Source organism: Terrimonas rubra, from assembly GCF_042686025.1.
Taxonomy (GTDB): Bacteria; Bacteroidota; Bacteroidia; order Chitinophagales; family Chitinophagaceae; genus Terrimonas; species Terrimonas rubra.
Window position 1 is genome coordinate 156,671 of sequence record NZ_JBHUOZ010000002.1, and the last position, 18,346, is coordinate 175,016.

The following is an 18,346-nucleotide window of genomic DNA, read 5'->3' on the forward strand; positions in this document are numbered from 1 at the left end:
TGCCCTAGCCACACCAAATGAACTGCTGTCAAATCTATTTAGTATCCCGCTTACTGAAGGCAATGTATTTGTCCATCAGGTTGATGGTAAAGTTGTAACGTGAAATAAATTTTACACCCAGTGACCCATCAATATGTGAGGGGCCGGCAGTGCCACCGGCGCTACCCATTAATGCAACTGTTAACAGTGGCAGCCTGATAGAAGGAGGTATTTCTAATAAAGCTGCTTTACCAAAGAATACCGGTGAATTTACACCCAGGCTCATGGTTGAACCGTTGGAATCTACCCGGAAATTATCCACCAGCAGTTTATGTTTCAATACAAAGGGACGAAACACAATTAATTCGTAACCAGCCCCGGTATCAAAAATAAAGCTGGCTTTTAACGGTTTTTCTTTGTGTATGCTTAATACGGCGTTTATCTTTATATTACCTGAATTTGCCTCTACAGGTACAACATGCGCATTGTGTGGCGGTGTAAATTGTCCGAAACTGTAAAGGGTTATTTCTTTTTTAGCATAATTAACAGCTGTTATATACCGTTGGGCCACCGTGTTGCCCAGTATACCGTCAATACCCTCTCCTAACCTGTCAAATATGGCAATACTTTGCCCGTCAAGGGTAAACCCGTTAAAGTGTACGTTGTTATTTTCCGATACATCAATATCAATACTGCCACCTGCTACTGAAGCATTGTTTTTGTATGACACGCTTAAGCCTATAGTGTCTGCCAGCGACTTACCCAGCATCATACCATCGGCACCGGTATCAAAAAGCAGCCTGAGCGGCCGTTTACTTTTATTAATGGTAACAGTTACGATAATGGAGCCATTATGTACTTCAAAAGGAATAACAGCTAGTTTTTTAGCGGCGGTATCCCTGTTCATACCATACAACTGATCGGCCAGGCCAATATGCAATAGCCTGAACGACTGATCCAGGTGTATGGTGCTGTGGTTGGTTTTACCGCCATGCACTTTAACCTTTACCATCCAACCGGCTGCCTGTTGCTTTGCTTCCAGGTAAGTCAGTGAATCTAACCTGTAATTTTTCAGAATGGCTGCTAACGTTTGCCGGGCATATTCACCCGTATAGGTGGCTACAGAAAAATCAGGGGCCAGGTAGGGCTTAAGTATACTATCGGTTTGCAGGGCAAATGCCCGGTTCAGCTCCAGCAAACTTTGCTTGAGGCCTGCAGGCTGTGCCTGTATCATTGCCGGTCCCAAAAAGAAAGACAGGAAGAGAATATGCCGGAAGATCTTTTTTTGCATAGTTATATTATTGACAGCGAAAGGGCAAGGATGACAGGACTCATTCCTGCCAGCAAACCACAGGCTCCCAACTATGAAATGTTGGAAGCCTGCCGGTATGCCCGGGTTGCCTCACAGGTTAGCTACAGGTATTTTTCCAGCAACGGTTTTAAATCCGGCGAAGAAGGACGTGGCGCATCAATTGTTACAACTTTGCCTTGTTTATCAAATACTAAAAAACGGGGAATAGCAGTAATCTTATAATATTTGGTGAAGTAACTCCAGCCTTTGGCGAAAAGCTGTATACCTCCCAGGTTTTGATCGGCGATCATTTTTCTCCATTTGTCTTTGTCATTTTCTTCATCTACTGAGATGCTTACAATGGCCACCGCTTTACCTTTCATTTCTTCTTCCAGTTTTTTCAGGTGCGGGATCTCTACCTTACAGGGCGCACACCAGGTAGCCCAGGTATCAATCAATACCACTTTACCTTTTAAATCAGTAAAGGCAACCATCTTTCCATCTTTGTCTTCGAGTTTAAATTCATAGCCGTTAGCGCCTTGTTTCAGCTCGGTTAAAGCAGCATCAATTCTAAACTCCTCTTTTTTTTGTGCATCTGTCAGTATATATTTTTCAGCAATGCTTTTGTATGCAAGAAAGTCTTCATAATTTTTCAGCCTGGCCAGGTATTGTAGTGTCATGTCCCCCTTCAGGGTATCATTATCAATAAGCCTAAGTCCCTGTTCCATAGCTGCGAGACCACTTTTGGCTTCCTCTCCGCTGTTGAGCTGATCTTTCATAAATACCTGGTTGAAAAGCCTGCTACCCCAGGGGTAGGTATATACCATACTTGTTACCGGGAACAAACCATTAACGCTAAGGCCTGAGTAATATTCAGGAATTTCCTCTTTTGCAGGATGAGCCAGGCGGGGCGTGGATAAAAAATTAAGTGCAGTATAAGCGAGGTCCAGCCTGACAATATCTTTTAAAGCAGCATTAAATTTTTTATTACCGGTGACGGGAGCTGTGGTCATCCATGTTTTTGCCTTAGGCAGTAGTTTGTTCAGTTCCGGGAAAAAATCAACATAAGTGCTGTTGGCCCTGCCAAAATAAAATGATTTCCACTCAAGGGGCCAGATCATTTTATACCATTGTGTAAGCACCTGGTTTTCTTTTGAATTCGCTGTACCGGTTAAAGTATAGGAACTGTCGGTAAGTGCTATAGAAAGCTGATCACCGGGTTTGAGCCAGAATTTTTGATTCCCCTGGGGTGTTAAAGGTCTACCAGCACCAATAACATACAGTCCTTCATATTCCGGAAAGAACCGGAAGCCAAATTTCCCCTTATCATTTGGCCTGGTTGTAGCGATGGGCTCCAGGGTACCATCTGCTACTTTAAAAAGCTTTATTTCCGGTTGTTGTTTACCATTCGCAAAATTACCATCTATGGTAACCGGTTTCTGAGCAGTCGCCGTAATTCCCAGGCAAAGAAGGTATACGAGGCCTTTAATTTTTTTCATCTTTTTGAGTGCTGTTCTTAACTGATTGTATGTTGCTTTTTATATTAACTATCGTTCCCTGTAAGTGAAGTCTTTTACCCTGCCAAAACCGTTATAAGACTGGTACAGTGTAAGGTCGCCGTTTACCGGCGGAACGGTATATAAATGGAGCTCCCCGTTTTCGCCAACCGGTTTTTCGGGATTTTCCACTGCTACCATCAGTTTGTCATACCATTGTCCATAATTGGGTCTTGACCCTCTGAATATAAACTCGTGGAACTTCATACAGGTTATTTTTTTTGTTCCGAAATCGATCATCAGTTTGCTGGTTTTTAATGACAGGTCGTATTCGTATACTTTGCTGCCTATATTGTAAAACAGGTAAGGCAGGTCGGGGTGAAAGGTGTAAAAATCGGCCTGCTCCACACCCGGGGCCAGCACGGGGGCATAATAACTTTGGGCGCCGCTCAGGGCAAAGCGTGCTATATATATTTTATTAACCGAATCAGGATAATGCAACACCGCATATATATTGTTGGATTGGTATAAATTCTCCATAAACCGCAGGTCGCCTTTTACATTATTATGGTCAAACAGGGTACCGTTATTCATCCTGGTTGCCCTGGTAGCACTATTATCGAGCTTCATGAAGCGTTTTTTATTTTTATCAAACATAATAGCGCCGCTTGTATTTGATGTGGCCATATATGGCGCCACCGGGAAGGGGTTCGCTTCGCCTGCTTCGATATTTACCGGCACCCCCATCCTTATTTGATTGAACCGTAGATAATAATACAGGTTATCATCTTCACCCACCATCCAGGCTGTATTAAGGCTGCTGCTCGTACCTCCTTTTAAAAATTTTGCTTTAAAATTAGCGGGCACAGCGCCTCCCGACATTTCGTACGCAATGTTATAAGTAAACTGCCAGCTAAAATTATCCGGGTGAATTCGGGTGGTTTGTGTTTCAGTGAGCAGGTATATACCCCATGTAGCAGGCTCGTAACTATAACTTACTACCTGTATAGGTTTTCCCTGGGCGGGTAAAGCCGAGCCTACCTGGGCCGGTGCATCCTTCATGAGTACAAAACCACCATTACGGTACGAAAGCATGTCCAGCCTGGCCTTGCCATTCACATCCGTCAATAACAGGTACCCTTCGAAAACGCTGGTAGAAACGGTGAGCAAAAAAGAGTTTTTCCAGGTTACACCGGTTGCTTTATCTGTTACAAACAAATAAACGGTCCAGGGTGCAGCGGGTAAGCTAACCCTGGGTAAATTAAGGGTATAACCGGTACCTAATTCTTTTACCCTGTCAGCAATCAGCAGGCTGGAGGGGCCTATAGCAGTCCATTTGTAGGTATATTTAGTAGTATCCCCGCTTTTATCAATAGTACCAATAATGTTGGGCGTAAGTTTAAACGGGTCACCCAGCAGCACGGTAGTATCTTTAAACCCTGCAATGGTTATTTCGTTAATGGGTGTATAATCATAATTACCCAGGTCCTTATGGCAGGAATATAATATGCCCGAGGCAAGCATGGTAATGATATAAAATTTTATATACTTCATATTTTTATTTTTAATTGATCATTTTACTGAACAGAAGGCCCCATGATCATGGCAGAGCCATCCTCTTCATAAATAGTATTACCGGCTGCTTTCATCTGGTTAAGGTAACGTTGCATAAATGTGCCGTAAAAAACCATGTCTGCAACAGATGCGGGTACATCCATATAAGCGGGTGTGGTATTCAGTAAATCACATGTTAAGAACAGTTTTTTCCTGGTGAATGTACCCATGTAGGTATCCAGCCAGCGACCGGGCTTCCTGATGATATCATTTACATATACAGTGTACCGGGTATAATGTAAGCGCTGGGTTGCTGATAGCATTTTATATTCCATAGCAGTGTTAAAGTTTTCATTGGCCTTCACCTGCAATACAATCTTAAATTCATTGGTGAGCATATCTGCTGTTCGCAGTAATTTTAGCGGGATAGTGTCTGATAATTTACCGGCTTTAATGGATTGAGCGGCTGCCGGGGCCACATAATGTGTACCGGCTTTAGCCGTGCTTACAGTATTATCCACCACCAGGGTATAAGGCCGGTCGTGAGCCGTGGGCGCACCGGTAACGGCTATAATAATTTGCAGCGTGGAATCCGTGCCCGTTCCCCCGGCAAAAGCAAAACTGATGGCGGTAGAATCAAAGGGTGCCCTGGGTAAAACAGACTGTGCAAAATAGATACTGTTATCGCTGTTGTAAGTCATCAGCGTTTGTTTTTTACAGGCAGTAAGCACCAATATACCTGCTATAAAAAGGAAAAAAATATTCTTTTGCATGACAAATATTTTAACGGGTGATGGTTTCGGATAAAGGAAGCGGCACTACATACCGTGCGGCATTCATGGTAATATTTCCCGTGGCGGCGCTGCCATTGGGTATGGAAGTAATATTTAATCTTTTGTAATAAAAGAATAACTGACCCTCCCCGAAAAACTCTTTCTGGTATTCTTTTCTAAGCTCGGTATTAACTGTAACAGTTGCGGCCAGGTTAACCAGTCCACGGTTAAACCTTACCTGGTTCAATACCCGCAGTTGTTCTGTTTTGTCGGCCTCACATTCGGCAATGATAAAGTACATTTCTGTTTTACGGATCAGCGGCTGGAACATGCGCCGGATGAGTGTTTTATCCACCATATCTGCATATTTAAAAAAGCTGCGGTAGTTTTTACCCGATTCAGGAAACAACCAGGTTGTAGTATACCGGTAGTCTGTTTCCAGGTTCTCAAATACAGTAGTGAGCCTCGCCGGCTGCGATGCCAGTATCTCTGCATCCGTTAATGAACCATCAAATACCCGGTTGTTTGAACTGTACATGTTTGGATTTTGCAGGCCAAACATTATTTCATTGGAGAAAATACGGTCAGGATTGATCTTGTCGGTATAAATACTGGCATAGGCTGTCCAGGGAAATACAGTTTCGTTGGAAATAGCCGCTTTGGCAGCTTCCAGGGCAGCGCTTTTGTCATTCCGGTATAAATAAACCCTGGCCTGTAATGCTTTTACCGCATAATAGTTCATCCGGCGGTTCCTGAAGGTTTCATAAAAATCATTACCATCATTTTGCACTAGATTATTTACGCCCTTGGTTTTAACAGGATCGTTGGCCAGGAATTGTTCTGCTTTTTGCAGGTCGGCTATTATTTTATCCATTACCTGATTGGCAGGCAATATGGGTTCAGGCTTTGCTTCAGGCAATGTATAGTAGGGTATTGCTGTCAATGCAGAATCAACCGCATACCTGGGGCCGTATAACCTGAGCAGGTCAAAATGAATAAAGGCTCTTAAACCGTATGCTTCTCCCAGCAACTGGTTCTGCTGGTTTTCGTTCAATATACCCGAGGTTTTTGAAAGAGAGGTAATAAAGTTATTGGTGCCCAATATGGCTTTGTAAGCATTTTCCCAGGTAGCGGCAAATGCTCCCATCACCCTTTCGTCGGAATAATTATGGGTTGCAAATGCGGTCCATGCAGATCCCCCCGACGGTACGTTGTAGCGCTGTCCCTGTAGTTCGGTTAAGGTCCAGGTTAAATTTTGACCATACAAGGGCGCAGCAGCCAGCTGCATATAAATGCCGTTTAATACCTGGTTAATAGTCGCCCGGTTGCTGAATACCTGCTCCTGTATAAATTTATCTTCCGGTTTTACATCTAGGAATTTTTTACACCCTGTTCCCTGCAGCAGTATCAACAGGGCCATCAAGCTATATAATGTATGTTTTGTTTTCATTTCATTAAGTTTTTGCCGGGTTAATCATTAAAATGAAGCATTGATCCTGAGAGAAATATTGCGGGTAAATGGATAGTCTATTCCTCTTTCATTTAAAGTAGTGGCCCACCTGAAAATGTCGTTGGCAAACAGGGTAAAGCCCAGGTTTTTTACATGCAGTTTTTTGATCCAGGGGTTATAGGCTTCTTTCAGCTGCCAGCCCAGGCTGATGGATTCACCAATAAGCATATTATTATCCTGCATAAACCTGGATGATGCCGGGGTAGTGCTCGTGGAAGAGATGGATTTGAATTGTGCTATATCGCCCGGCTTTTGCCAGCGTTCGTACAGGGCCCGTTTATCCTGGTTCGATTTTAAGCCATCCAGGGATATGTTTTCCACTTTCTGGTACAGTACTGTATTAAAAATATCGCCGCCGTAACGGTACCGAAGGTAGATATTCAGGTTCCAGCCTTTATAACTGACCGTATTGTTGATAACACCTTCCAGGACAGGTCTTGTATTACCGATACGTACAATGTCATCAGTACTGTAATCAAAGCTTTGCTGGCCATTTGTTTTTAAGAATATCTCCCTGCCGGTAGCCGGGTCAATACCCAGCGACCGTACGGCCCATATATCATCGGGGCTGTAATTATCCCTGTAACGGATCAGTGATTTACTCTCTACCAGTTTTTTATCAAGAGCGGCCAAGGTGCTGCCAAATTTATCATAGGTAGATCTGGAGTAGGCGCCATTAACACCAATGGTCCACACAATACGCTCCTTTAACCTGTATACGGGTGAGTAACGGATATTGTATTCAATACCCCGGGTATTCATCATACCCACATTCATACCATATCCGTATACCCCTGTTGAGGCAGGCAGATCCAATACTACCACGAGGGGATCAGTGCTCTTTTCATAAAGGTTTACATAACCACTGATACGATTGCCAAACAATCCATAATCAATGGAAATATTCTTGGTCAAGGTCTTTTGCCAGCGAAGGTTATCGTTACCCAGGGTAGTAAGGCTCAGCCCCTGACCGAAATAGTTAATGCCCTGTTCAAAAGTATAGGTGGAGGTAGAAGAGGTAGAGCCTATATTCTGGTTACCGGTAGAACCGATACTGCCCTTCAGTCTTAACAGGTTAATATCGCTTATAGAAGATAAAATATGTTTATGCAGGTTCCAGCCGATACCCGCCGACCAGAAGGGTGTATACTTACGTGCCGAGCCAAAGGCAGTTGACCCGTCCATACGACCGGTAAGGTCGGCAAAATAAGTATCATCAAAAGCATAGTTAACAGCCAGCAGCAGGTTATTGCGCCTGGCAACAGCCCTGGTATAACCTGGTCTTGCTGATTCCGGGTAGCCGAAAGAAAATACGGGGTTGCCATTACTACCCGCAGGAAAGCCTAATGCCGCATAACTTTCGGCGGTATTACCGGTATGCTGCAATTCGCCCTGCAGGTTTACATTGATCCTGCTTTTATCAATCACTTTGGCATAGGCCACCTGTACATTCAGCTGAAAATCCAGCCTTTCACTATTCCTCCTGTTATAGGCCCCTTTGCGGAAAATATCTACGGCATCAAAACGTGTCAGCTCCGGCGGGTCAAAGGTTTTATTGGTAATACTGTTTTTACTGCCGTTAATACCGGCAGAGAACCGCCATTCATTACTGGGCGAATACACCAGGCTTAACTGGTTCTGTACCTGGTAATTTACCGTATTATTAATACGGTTGAACTGGGCATCAAATAAAGGGTTAAATACATTGTAGTTCAAACTATTCAGAGAATTTCCCATTGATCTTTCCAGGTATTTCGAAACCGTTCCGTCTGCATTGTATTTGCGGTAGTAAGGATTGGCACGGGAGTACAGTGAAAAAGAACCATAGGGAGATTCATTGGCATTGGCGCCATTTATATTAAAACGATTGATAAAGCTGAACTGGCCTCTCCGGTAGGTTACATCAATATTGCCACCATAGGTATTTCTTTCAGAGCCTTTCATCACACCAGGCAAATTCCGGTAATTACCACCGATGGTAAACATAAACTCCCGGCTGCCACCGCTTACCTGCAGGGAGTGCCCGTTGGTGATGGCCGTTCTTAAGGGCTCATTCATCCAATAGGAGTTTACCCCTCTTTTTACCTCCTGTAGTTTATCATTGTATAACTGGTCCAAAGTAATCTGGGCAAAAGGGTCACTACTGGAAGAATAAATATAACGACCGGCCAGCCTTTCAAATTCCAGTTTCTCGGCGGCATTCATCAGGTTATAATCACTGAGGTCAGGGGTCTGCAGTAAAAAGTCGGCATTGTAGTTTACATTTAATTCGCCGGCCCTTGGCTTAATGGTTTCTACCACCACTACCCCGTTGGCTGCCCTTGCCCCGTAAATAGCGGTGGAGGCAGCATCTTTTAATAAAGTAACGGATTCAATGCGGTTAATATCCATGTCGGTTATCCGTTGCAGCGTGGTGGGAAAACCATCCAGGATAAACAAGGGCTGGTTAGGGTCTTCTGCAAATTCATCCCGCAGCGTAATAGCCGATATACTGGTTTTGCCCCGCAGCTCAATAGCAGGAGTAACATTGGGGTTAGAACCCTGTGCATTGTTTTCCAAAACGATAAACGAAGGGTCCAGGCTTTTTAAACTTTGTATGATATTAAGGTTGCCAACGTTCCGCAATTCTTTACCGCTGAAAGTAGCGGTTGCGCCGGTAAAGTTTTCGCGCCTGCGGGAAAACAGGCCGGTATTTACCACTATATTATCGGTAGCCGCCACAGATTTAACCAGCTTAATCTGCAGTGTCTTTGATAAAGTTTCACCGGAGAGAAGTACTTTCTGCGACAGGTAACCCACGGCCGATATTTCGATCATTTGTCCCGGCTCTGCATCGATGACAAAAACACCATTATTGTTAGTGGCTGTTCCTTTTTTAGTACCTATGATTACTACCGAAGCGCCGCTTATGGGTTCGTTATCTTCATCCCTTACGATGCCTCTTAAGGGAACAAAAAAATCTTTACCAGTGGTTGTCCCTGGTATTGCGGGCAGTTGGGGATCAACTGTATGCAACCTGCTTTTTGATTTGCTGATAATAACCAGCTTATCCTCTATCACAAACTCCAGTTCGTTGGGCAGTAATACTTTTTTTAATACTTCTGTCATCGGGGCTTTGGTTACAGATAAGGTTACTGTGCCCGCCTGGCTTAACAACTGGTCGTTGTAAAAAAAACTATAACCGGTTTGTTTTTCTACTTTCTTTAAAAAAAGCACCATTTTTTCATCCTTACAGGTAATGGTCACCAGCTGACTGTATCCTCTTTCCGCCATGGCGGGGGTATACAAAAAGATTAGCAGGATGGTCAGCATTCTCATTATCATATGCTAGCGTTTTATGTAGGTTTTGGTATAGGCAACTATCGTTTCCGAAAAATTTTTATCGTGTTCCCGTCTATGGTATAACGTATACTACCGGTACGTTCAAATATGTTCAGTATCTTTTCTATATTATCGGTGCGGGGAATTTTTCCACTGAAGGTCTGGCCCTTTAGCGGTGGATCTACCACCATTTCCGTGCGGTACCAGCGTGATAACTGGCGCATGATCTCCGTTGTTTCCGTTTCATCAAACTGGAAATAACCATCCTTCCAGGCCACGGCCTGTTCTATATCCACTCCATTCCGGGTGGTGATGCCCGCACGGGCCTGCCATATGGATTGCTGCCCGGGACTCAGGCGGGTTTGTTTGTCCATGCCGGCGGCTTTCACCTTTACACTCCCCTGTAACAGGGTAGTTTTGATAACAGCTTCATCTGCATAAGCGCTGATATTAAAATGAGTACCCAGTACGGTGACCTCCTGTTTACCGGCGACCTCCACAATAAATGGTTGTAGTTTATTATGAGCTACTTCAAAATAAGCTTCGCCTTTAACAATAACACGGCGTTCTTTACCCGTAAATTTTGTGGGATAACGGATGGATGAAACTGAGTTTAACCATACCATGCTTTTATCCGGCAGCTGCAGTTTATAAAAACCACCGGCTGGTATCTGCAGTTCGTTATAAGCTACCAGGCCGTTTGGTACAGCTCCCGCATCTTGATACGCTACTGTACCGTCGGCCAGCTTTACAATCTGTGTGCCGCCGTCTGTAGCCAGGTTGCCGGTACCGGCACTATCGAGTAAGATCAATGTGCCATCGGCGAGTTGTAGTACAGCTTTTTCAGAACCAGGTGTAATAAAAACTTCCGGGGCTTTTTTACCCGGCGATAAGGAACGGTTATACAAAAAGAAACCACCCAGGAGTACCAGCAAAACTGCCGCCACTTTTAGCAGGGGACGCAATAAAAAAATATACCGTCGTGGCGCCGGCTTTATACCGTTTATTATTTTGCTATAAACCCTTTCTCCTATGATCTCCATTTCAGCATCAGGAATACCGGTTGCATCGGGCAGGCTTTCGTACCACCGTTCCACGTAAGCGGTTTCCAGCGGCGATGCTGTTCCTGCCTGGTACCTGGTCAAGGCTTGTTTAAATGCTTCGGGCGTCATGTAAAATGCGGTTGTACCTATACAAATACCGGATCCGGGCATTTGGTACTATCCGGTTGTAAAAAAATTGCGTACTATTTTTACAGTGTCTTACGCTTCTTACAATAAAAAAATAACAACCTGTAGTTTTGATAATTTAGTACGCAGCCGTTTTACAGATTCCGTTAGTATATTTTTTACCGTTTGTTCCGAAAGCTGCAGTTGTAAAGCTATTTCACGTATGCTCAATTGTTCCTGCCGGCTGAGCCGGTATATTTCTTTCATACGGGGCGGCAGATGGTTCACTTCATGATCAATCAGTTTTTCCAGTTCTTTATATTGTAAAAGATCTTCGTTACTGATGGTTAATCCTTCAATGTTATCGGGGTTAAGCGGGTAGATTTTATTGCGTGCATGATCTCTTTGTACTTTTTTAATAATTGCATATTTGAGGGCGGTGAACAGGTAGGGCTGCAGGCTTTCGTTTACCTCAATGGAGAGTCGGTTTTTCCAAAGGGTAACAAAAATATCCTGCAATATATCTTCCGCATCATCCGTATTGCCCAGCCGGGCTTTCGCTTTTTTAAAAAGCCCCTGCCAATAGCGGTCGTATAGTATACGAAAGCTTTTTTCGTCGCCGGAAACCAACATTTCTTTATCACTTAACGTGTAGCTCATGGCTGCATAACATATGCCCTGTATAAAAAATACAGGGTTAAACTATTAAACTGTTTTACTTTATTCAGGGCTTAGTTTTCATATGGTACGGTTAGGCCTGTAACAATGCGGGTGGTTTTTCGTAACAAAAACTATCTGGGTAAAACCGCTTTATGTTTTTGTACCGGTTCACCTGTTGCACCAGTGGCCGGCTTTACCGCCAGGTCAAGCGTTTTGCCCGATAACAGGGCAATCATATTACCGGCTGTCAATGCATCACCATCTGTAATCGCAATGATCTTTTTATTACGGTCAAGCCATATATAATGCGGCTCGGTTACCTTGTTAAAAAACAGCGCGGTGGAGGCAGTATCAATATATACAGCAGTAAGAGGCAACTTTTTTTCGGTATACGCTTCAATACGGCGTATCACTTCTGCAGCCTCTTCTCTTACATGGGCCAAACTACCATCGCGTGTTACCAGTAATACCCGCACCGATTTTTCAAAACGACGCCGTATTGAATCTACTTTGGGTAGTTCCTGCAGGCTGGGTATACCTGTGGCCGACCAAAACGCCAGAATGGTAATGCGGCGTTTAATATCCTTTAACCGGGTAATACTTTGTGGTGATACAATGTTGTACAGGGCTATATCAGGAACCGTATCGCCCACTGTTAAGAAGTGCGACAATGTATCGGGAACAGACGGCCTTGTTTTTTGAGCAGTGGCTACTATGCCTGTCATTAATAGCAGGCAGCAAAATATGATTCTCATCAGTTGTTTTTATATCCAGGTTGTATGTTGTAAAAACGAGCCCTTATTAACCGCATGCAGGCCGGGTGAACAGGTGGTTGCTATATTAAAAAACGGGGTATGCTTCCCGGTGTGTTCATGCAGGTTAAATTCCTAAACAAGGTAAGTAATGAATAAATGATTCAACAAAAGCTGCTACTTTATGCCTAAAAATTGCCACATATAGATTAATAAATCAGGGCAAAACAAAAAAACCGGGCAACTTATGTATCGTACTGAAGAAGTACCTGCCGTTCAAATTACATTTATCTTATCCTGCCCCTTATTCTTCATCATTTTCATGTTACATATGTATTTATTCATTAATCAACAACTGCAGTATCTTTGCAGAAAGGATCTTTACGCATGGAATTAAGTCAGAAAATAGTGATCGCCCGCAAGAAGAAAGGGCTTACCCAGGAGCAGCTGGCCGATCGTACCAATATTACCGTGCGCACCATACAACGCATTGAAAGCGGTGAGAGTACGCCAAGATCTTATACATTAAAAGCCATTGCGGATGTGCTGGGTATTCCTTTTGATACATTGATAACAGCAGAGCCTGGGCCTGCAAAAGACACAGACATGGCGATGGAACTTACGGGACCGACCACCGAAGAAAACAGCAAACATTTCCTGCAGGTGCTCTGCCTGTCCTGCTTTACCTACCTGGTTATTCCTTTCGTGCACTTCCTGGTTCCTGACTACCTGCTTAAAAGGTCGGGTGAACAAAACCCCAAAATAGTAGCATTTGCCCGCAGGATGGTAAGGGTACAGTTATGCTGGAAGTCTGCCCTTTGGTTAATCATGCTACTCACCCTGGGGTACAATATTATTGTGGCCGTATACTTTGATAGGGCCTGGTTGTTGAATTATCTCTTGCCATTTTTTATCATGTACCTGCTAAATGCCCTGATCATTACCTATAGTTTACTGCGTATCAGCAGGACTGATTTTTCCTTCCAGCCCTCTGCATAAAACATTGATTTATAACAAATGTCCACCAAATGTCGGGTAAATGTCGGCTGGATGGCCCAGTGTCATATATAGCTTTGCGGTTAAAATATGGTACGATGAGACAAACCCTGCCCGCCTTTTTAAAACGTTTTACGATAACCCTTTTACTTGGTATTTTCAGCTATGGCAATATAGCCATGGCACAATCCGCAGCTCCGTTAACCGGCAGTCAACTGGTATTGCCCGCCAGGGATTTCACTATTCCCTTTCACTGGCAGGGCGATTCCATCAATGGAAAATGGGAGCCGCATACAGCCCTTTTATTGCCTGTAAAACTCAAAAGCTGTCCGAGGATATTTTATATGCAGTTTGACCTGGGGCATCCTTATTCCGTACTGTACACAGAAAAGCTGGCCGTCATCCGCTTAAAATATCCCAAAGCCTTACCGGCAAATGAGGGCGGCAATAAGCTGGAAAACTTTTCTTTTCACGCCGGCAAAGTGCGGGTACTGGCAAAAGAAATAGCCCTGCAACCATTTGACAGCGCTGCTGCCATTAACTGGGCAGACAAAGAAGCTGTAGTCATCATCGGGACCATCGGCGCCGACCTCATTGATGGAAAAACCGTTGTGATTGATTATCCTGCACAACAGTTGACAATCGGTACTTCTATACCCGGCAAGTTACTACCACAGCTTAGTTTGACAGATATGGTGTACGAAAGAAGAAACCTGTTACTTCCCGCTACTATAAAGGATAAACATGTTTTGCTTTATTTTGATACCGGCTCCAGTATGTATGAGTTGCTGGTTGATAAAGAAACATGTGAGGATCTTGCAGCTCCCGGTAGTGTATTTATGCAAAGTAAAAGCAGGTCCTGGGATAAGTATTTAACCGCTAATACCATTGCTTCCAATGCCGGCATTACGATCAATGGCATCTCCATCCCTTTACATTATGTTACCTATATTGAAGGCGTGGGTACTGAAAAAGCAGCGCAAATGCGAAAGATGGGAATTGGCGGTATGACAGGGAATAAACTCTTTTTAGATTATAAGCTGGTACTGGATACCAGGCATAAAAAGTTTGGACTTATACGATCGCAATAGACTTTTCTGCTTTTATTGCCGGTTTACTGTAACTATCAGGGTCCGTATTCGTATAACAGTAGTATGAAGTATCTAATAGTCTGCCTATGGTTAGTTGGTTACACCTGCGCCGTTCACGGGCAATCGAAGGTTACTATTATAGGGAATGTTCATCATCCGTCTGCTGTTTATAATGCCGATACATTATATTTTATATTGGACCGGTTAAAACCTGATATCATTTTATTAGAACTGGATAGTGTTGCTTTTACAAAAATTTTTACACAACAGCATCCCACCAGGGAAAATGAACCGGTGGCTGTCCTTCGCTATATCAGTCAATACCCGGGGGTAATAACCGCACCTTTTGAGTTTGAAGGAAGAGATAATTACAGGAAAGAAAAAGGAATCCGGCAAGCCTCCGGCCGGATAGATAAACTGCTGGATAGTTTATATAAAAAAAAATTACTCCTGAAAAAACAGCAGCATATAATATCTAAATATTATGAACTGACTGACACGTTAAACACCTACACGGTAAAAACGGTGACCGAGTTTAACAATTCCCGAACTGACAGCCTTTGCCGGATAAGACAGTACTACCAGCATGTTGCCGTTAGAAAATTGGTCAATCAACGAAAGGAGTTTGCGCAACAATTTGTAATGACCTCTTTACATGAACGGGTAAGCCTGAGAGAAGCATACAACAGGCTTTGTGATTTTTGGGATCTGCGGAACCAGACAATGACAAAGAATATCTTAAAAACCGCCCTTCAATACCCCGGCAAAAAAATAGTCGTGCTCACCGGTTTTTTTCACCGGTATTATTTATTACAGGAAATGAAAGCCGCTAAAACAAACATAGTTGTTGAAGCGTTCCGGAAGTAATAAGATGTATGCTTAATGAAGCCCACATGAAATCTATTAAAAAAACGCCGGAACATCGTTTTGTGAACTGATAATTCCTTTTTTACAACCAGCCGAAACGCTCAGCCAATCTTTCCTTCTGGTTACGGGCAACCGGTATATTTACCTGGTTTTGCATTACCAGGTAGGCATTTTCGCCTTTTACATATTTATGAATATGATCCAGGTTAACAAGGTATTGCCGGTGTACCCGTAAAAAATTTCTTTCCTCCAATATCTCCTGCACACTTAACAGGGTTTTGGCAGCCAGGTGCTGTTTGCCATCAGCTAAATAAAACATGGTATAATTATCACGGGCTTCACAGTAGAGTATATTGCCAAGATCAGTAAATACAACACCGTTCTGGTAAGGCAAAGCAATTTTCTGGGGCAACACTTTTGCGCCGGGGCTTAATTCCTTTTGCAGAAGCTGTAACTGCTGTTTATTGATTTTAGGATTGGCTGTTGCTTTTGCCACGGCCGCTTTTAATTCATGCGCATCAATGGGCTTTAGCAGGTAATCCAATGCACTGAATTTAAAAGCCTTTACCGCAAACTGGTCGTATGCCGTTACAAATATTACCTGGAAGCTGAAATTGCCCAGTTGTTCCAACAGTTCAAACCCGTTCATGCCGGGCATTTCAATATCCAGGAATAAAAGATCGGGATCATGTTCTTTTATCGCAGTTAAACCGCCGGCGCTATCTGTACAGGTGGCCAGCAGCAATACTTCCGGGCAATATTTTTTTAATTGCAATGCCAGTAGCTTTACATTATCCGGTTCGTCATCTATAATAATAGCCGTTAACATGTGTAGTGTTTTATACCGGTATCAAAATTATCACCCTTGTACCTGTTGGTACCTGAGCCACATCGTATAAATCGATGATCGTTACTTTCGTTTCTATATCGTATAACTGGTTAATCACTTGCAATCTTTCTTGCGTCATATTAATGCCAAATGATTTGTGGCGGTTACTTTCCTTACTTTTTAAAGCAGCTGCTTTCTCCCGGCCAATACCATTATCCGTGATCACCACTTCCAGTAAATGTTCGGCTGGTTGTATAAATTGGATAGTAACCTTGCCGCCCTCTTTTTTATGCATAAGACCATGCCAGATGGCATTTTCGATATAAGGCTGTAAGAGTAAGGGAGGCACTTCCAGGTATTGCTCATCAACGGAGGATGCAACAGTCATTTCATAGGTTAGTTTATCTTTAAAACGCATCATCTCCAGCTCAATGTATAAACGCAGCGTTTCAATTTCCCTGGATAAAAATACTTTTTCTGATTTTGAGTTTTCCAGCACCAACCTGATCAACCTCGAAAACTTTGTCAGGTAGTCCGATGCGGTTTCTGCATCGTTCTCCAGGGTATACAGCTTGATAGAGTTAAGACAGTTAAAAATAAAGTGAGGGTTCATTTGTGCCCTCAGGGCCGCCATTTCTGTTTCAGCCAGCTTTTTTTCAAATGCAGTTTCCAGTTGTTTGGCCTGTTGTAACTGCAGGTGCTCAAATTGAGTATCAAGTGTTAACTTTTGTTCCGCTAATTTTTGCTGCAGTTCCGTGGTATATTGTTGTTGCAGTTTATTCCGCTCCTCTTTTACCAGCTTGCTTTTATAGGCCAGGGCCAGGGCAAAACAAAAGGCTTCCGCCGTTACACCCATTAAACCCCAGAAAGGCGGAAAGTTGGCAAATACACTGATGCCTGGCGGCAAACCGGGAATAAAATATACAAAATTGCTGAATACAAATAAAAAGAGTATCAGTAAGGTCAGGCCTGCCAGCAGGTATTTTTTTATAGGGCTTTTACTGGTAATTAGTACATATAATAAAAACAGGTTAACCAGGTTATTAGGCAGGGGCAGTACATAATGATAATAAAATGAGGAAGTAAAAATAAAAACGCCGGTAAAATTTTCATACACTTCCACAGCAGTTTCAAGGATAATCAGCAGGAGTAATATTTTTAAGACCTGCCATTTTACAGGGTGGCTGGTTTTTAACTGTAAAATATGTACAATGAATAAAGTATAAAAAAAAGCAATGCCCGAGCTGACGGGGATATGAAAATGCTGCTGCTGTAAAAAACCAACCTGTAAATTAAACCGGGTGTTGCCAATGACCAGCCATACATATAAAGCGCATAATACATAGGCTACATAGAAAAGAAAGGACTTATCTTTTTCCAGTATAAACTGGTATAGTGCAAACAGGGCCATAAATACCAGGCAGCCCAGGGCCATACTCATTACCGTTAACAGAAAAGCGCCATCACCCGTCTGTTGTGTAAAACTATGAGCCGCAGCATCAGTTGCCTGCAGGCGGGGAGTAATAGAGGACAGATAGTTAATCCGCTCGACAATTTTTACATAGAAAGTATCCTGTGCCTGCGGTGGTATGGTCAGCAAAAAATGTTTTTCTTCCGCCATAACCGGGTAAACAGGCTCTGCCATAGCCTTACCGCCCGTAAACATACTGACAAATTGATGGGGGTTACAATTGAAGTATAAACGTATGGTATCGGCTGGGTTTTTATTATCGATACTGAACCTGAGCCAGTTGGTGTTTACTGCGTACCGGGGTCTGATTAAGCCGGTATAGGCCACGGGTATTGGAACAAACTGTTGTTGACGGATGGCTGCAAGATCAAGCGTATCCTGCCCTGTATCATTATAAAACCAGGTATTGCCCGTAATACCCCATACAGAATCGGCTCGCGGCGGGTTGTATAAAATGATGGCCGGTTGTGCCGCCAGGTTCAGGTAACACAACAACACCAGGAGACCGCAATACAAAAGCTTTTTCTTCATGGTAATGCCTTATTAAAAGTACATTAATTAAATTTTGCCTTTGCTGCTTTATGGCG

Annotated in this window: 14 protein-coding genes; 3 read left to right on the forward strand and 11 right to left on the reverse strand. The window is 43.3% G+C overall.

The window, feature by feature from the left end; translation table 11 throughout:
• Window positions 1-34: 34 nt before the first annotated feature.
• The 9 genes from ACFS6H_RS09065 to ACFS6H_RS09105 all read right to left on the reverse strand — a co-directional run bounded on the left by ACFS6H_RS09065 (window position 35) and on the right by ACFS6H_RS09105 (window position 12,508).
• The gene (locus ACFS6H_RS09065; protein WP_386097496.1) at window positions 35-1,270 is read right to left on the reverse strand and encodes a retropepsin-like aspartic protease; all 1,236 of its coding nucleotides are present in this window, start codon (window positions 1,268-1,270) and stop codon (window positions 35-37) included.
• 122 nt (window positions 1,271-1,392) lie between these two features.
• The gene (locus ACFS6H_RS09070; RefSeq protein ID WP_386097498.1) at window positions 1,393-2,769 is read right to left on the reverse strand and encodes a TlpA family protein disulfide reductase; all 1,377 of its coding nucleotides are present in this window, start codon (window positions 2,767-2,769) and stop codon (window positions 1,393-1,395) included.
• A gap of 48 nt (window positions 2,770-2,817) precedes the next feature.
• On the reverse strand, window positions 2,818-4,320 hold the full coding sequence (locus tag ACFS6H_RS09075) for a PKD-like family lipoprotein (RefSeq protein ID WP_386097500.1): 1,503 nt from the start codon (window positions 4,318-4,320) through the stop codon (window positions 2,818-2,820).
• Between the two features lie 23 nt (window positions 4,321-4,343).
• Window positions 4,344-5,093: a DUF4843 domain-containing protein gene (locus tag ACFS6H_RS09080; RefSeq protein ID WP_386097502.1), complete on the reverse strand. Its 750-nt coding sequence runs from the start codon at window positions 5,091-5,093 to the stop codon at window positions 4,344-4,346.
• Between the two features lie 10 nt (window positions 5,094-5,103).
• A complete protein-coding gene (locus ACFS6H_RS09085) occupies window positions 5,104-6,543 on the reverse strand; it encodes a RagB/SusD family nutrient uptake outer membrane protein (protein ID WP_386097504.1) in 1,440 nt (479 codons plus the stop codon).
• A gap of 27 nt (window positions 6,544-6,570) precedes the next feature.
• A complete protein-coding gene (locus ACFS6H_RS09090; protein ID WP_386097506.1) occupies window positions 6,571-9,927 on the reverse strand; it encodes a SusC/RagA family TonB-linked outer membrane protein in 3,357 nt (1,118 codons plus the stop codon).
• Between the two features lie 35 nt (window positions 9,928-9,962).
• Complete coding sequence (locus ACFS6H_RS09095) at window positions 9,963-11,096, reverse strand: FecR family protein (protein ID WP_386097508.1); 1,134 nt, start codon at window positions 11,094-11,096, stop codon at window positions 9,963-9,965.
• Between the two features lie 99 nt (window positions 11,097-11,195).
• The gene (locus tag ACFS6H_RS09100; RefSeq protein WP_386097510.1) at window positions 11,196-11,753 is read right to left on the reverse strand and encodes an RNA polymerase sigma factor; all 558 of its coding nucleotides are present in this window, start codon (window positions 11,751-11,753) and stop codon (window positions 11,196-11,198) included.
• Window positions 11,754-11,884: 131 nt separating this feature from the next.
• The gene (locus ACFS6H_RS09105) at window positions 11,885-12,508 is read right to left on the reverse strand and encodes a TlpA family protein disulfide reductase (protein WP_386097512.1); all 624 of its coding nucleotides are present in this window, start codon (window positions 12,506-12,508) and stop codon (window positions 11,885-11,887) included.
• Window positions 12,509-12,892: 384 nt separating this feature from the next.
• On the opposite strand from ACFS6H_RS09105, the gene ACFS6H_RS09110 reads away from it, so the two are divergent.
• The 3 genes from ACFS6H_RS09110 to ACFS6H_RS09120 all read left to right on the forward strand — a co-directional run bounded on the left by ACFS6H_RS09110 (window position 12,893) and on the right by ACFS6H_RS09120 (window position 15,459).
• Window positions 12,893-13,504, forward strand: a complete 612-nt coding sequence (locus ACFS6H_RS09110; protein WP_386097514.1) for a helix-turn-helix domain-containing protein — start codon at window positions 12,893-12,895, stop codon at window positions 13,502-13,504.
• A gap of 95 nt (window positions 13,505-13,599) precedes the next feature.
• A complete protein-coding gene (locus ACFS6H_RS09115; protein WP_386097516.1) occupies window positions 13,600-14,592 on the forward strand; it encodes a hypothetical protein in 993 nt (330 codons plus the stop codon).
• A 63-nt stretch (window positions 14,593-14,655) separates the two neighbouring features.
• Window positions 14,656-15,459 carry a hypothetical protein gene (locus tag ACFS6H_RS09120; RefSeq protein WP_386097518.1) on the forward strand — a complete coding sequence of 268 codons (804 nt, stop codon included), beginning with the start codon at window positions 14,656-14,658 and terminating at the stop codon, window positions 15,457-15,459.
• Between the two features lie 82 nt (window positions 15,460-15,541).
• Here the strand turns inward: ACFS6H_RS09120 and ACFS6H_RS09125 are convergent, their stop codons facing one another.
• Both ACFS6H_RS09125 and ACFS6H_RS09130 read right to left on the reverse strand, forming a co-directional pair.
• The gene (locus ACFS6H_RS09125; RefSeq protein ID WP_386097520.1) at window positions 15,542-16,288 is read right to left on the reverse strand and encodes a LytR/AlgR family response regulator transcription factor; all 747 of its coding nucleotides are present in this window, start codon (window positions 16,286-16,288) and stop codon (window positions 15,542-15,544) included.
• Between the two features lie 10 nt (window positions 16,289-16,298).
• Window positions 16,299-18,290 (reverse strand): histidine kinase, encoded by a 1,992-nt coding sequence (locus tag ACFS6H_RS09130; RefSeq protein WP_386097522.1) that lies wholly within the window; start codon window positions 18,288-18,290, stop codon window positions 16,299-16,301.
• Window positions 18,291-18,346: the final 56 nt, after the last annotated feature.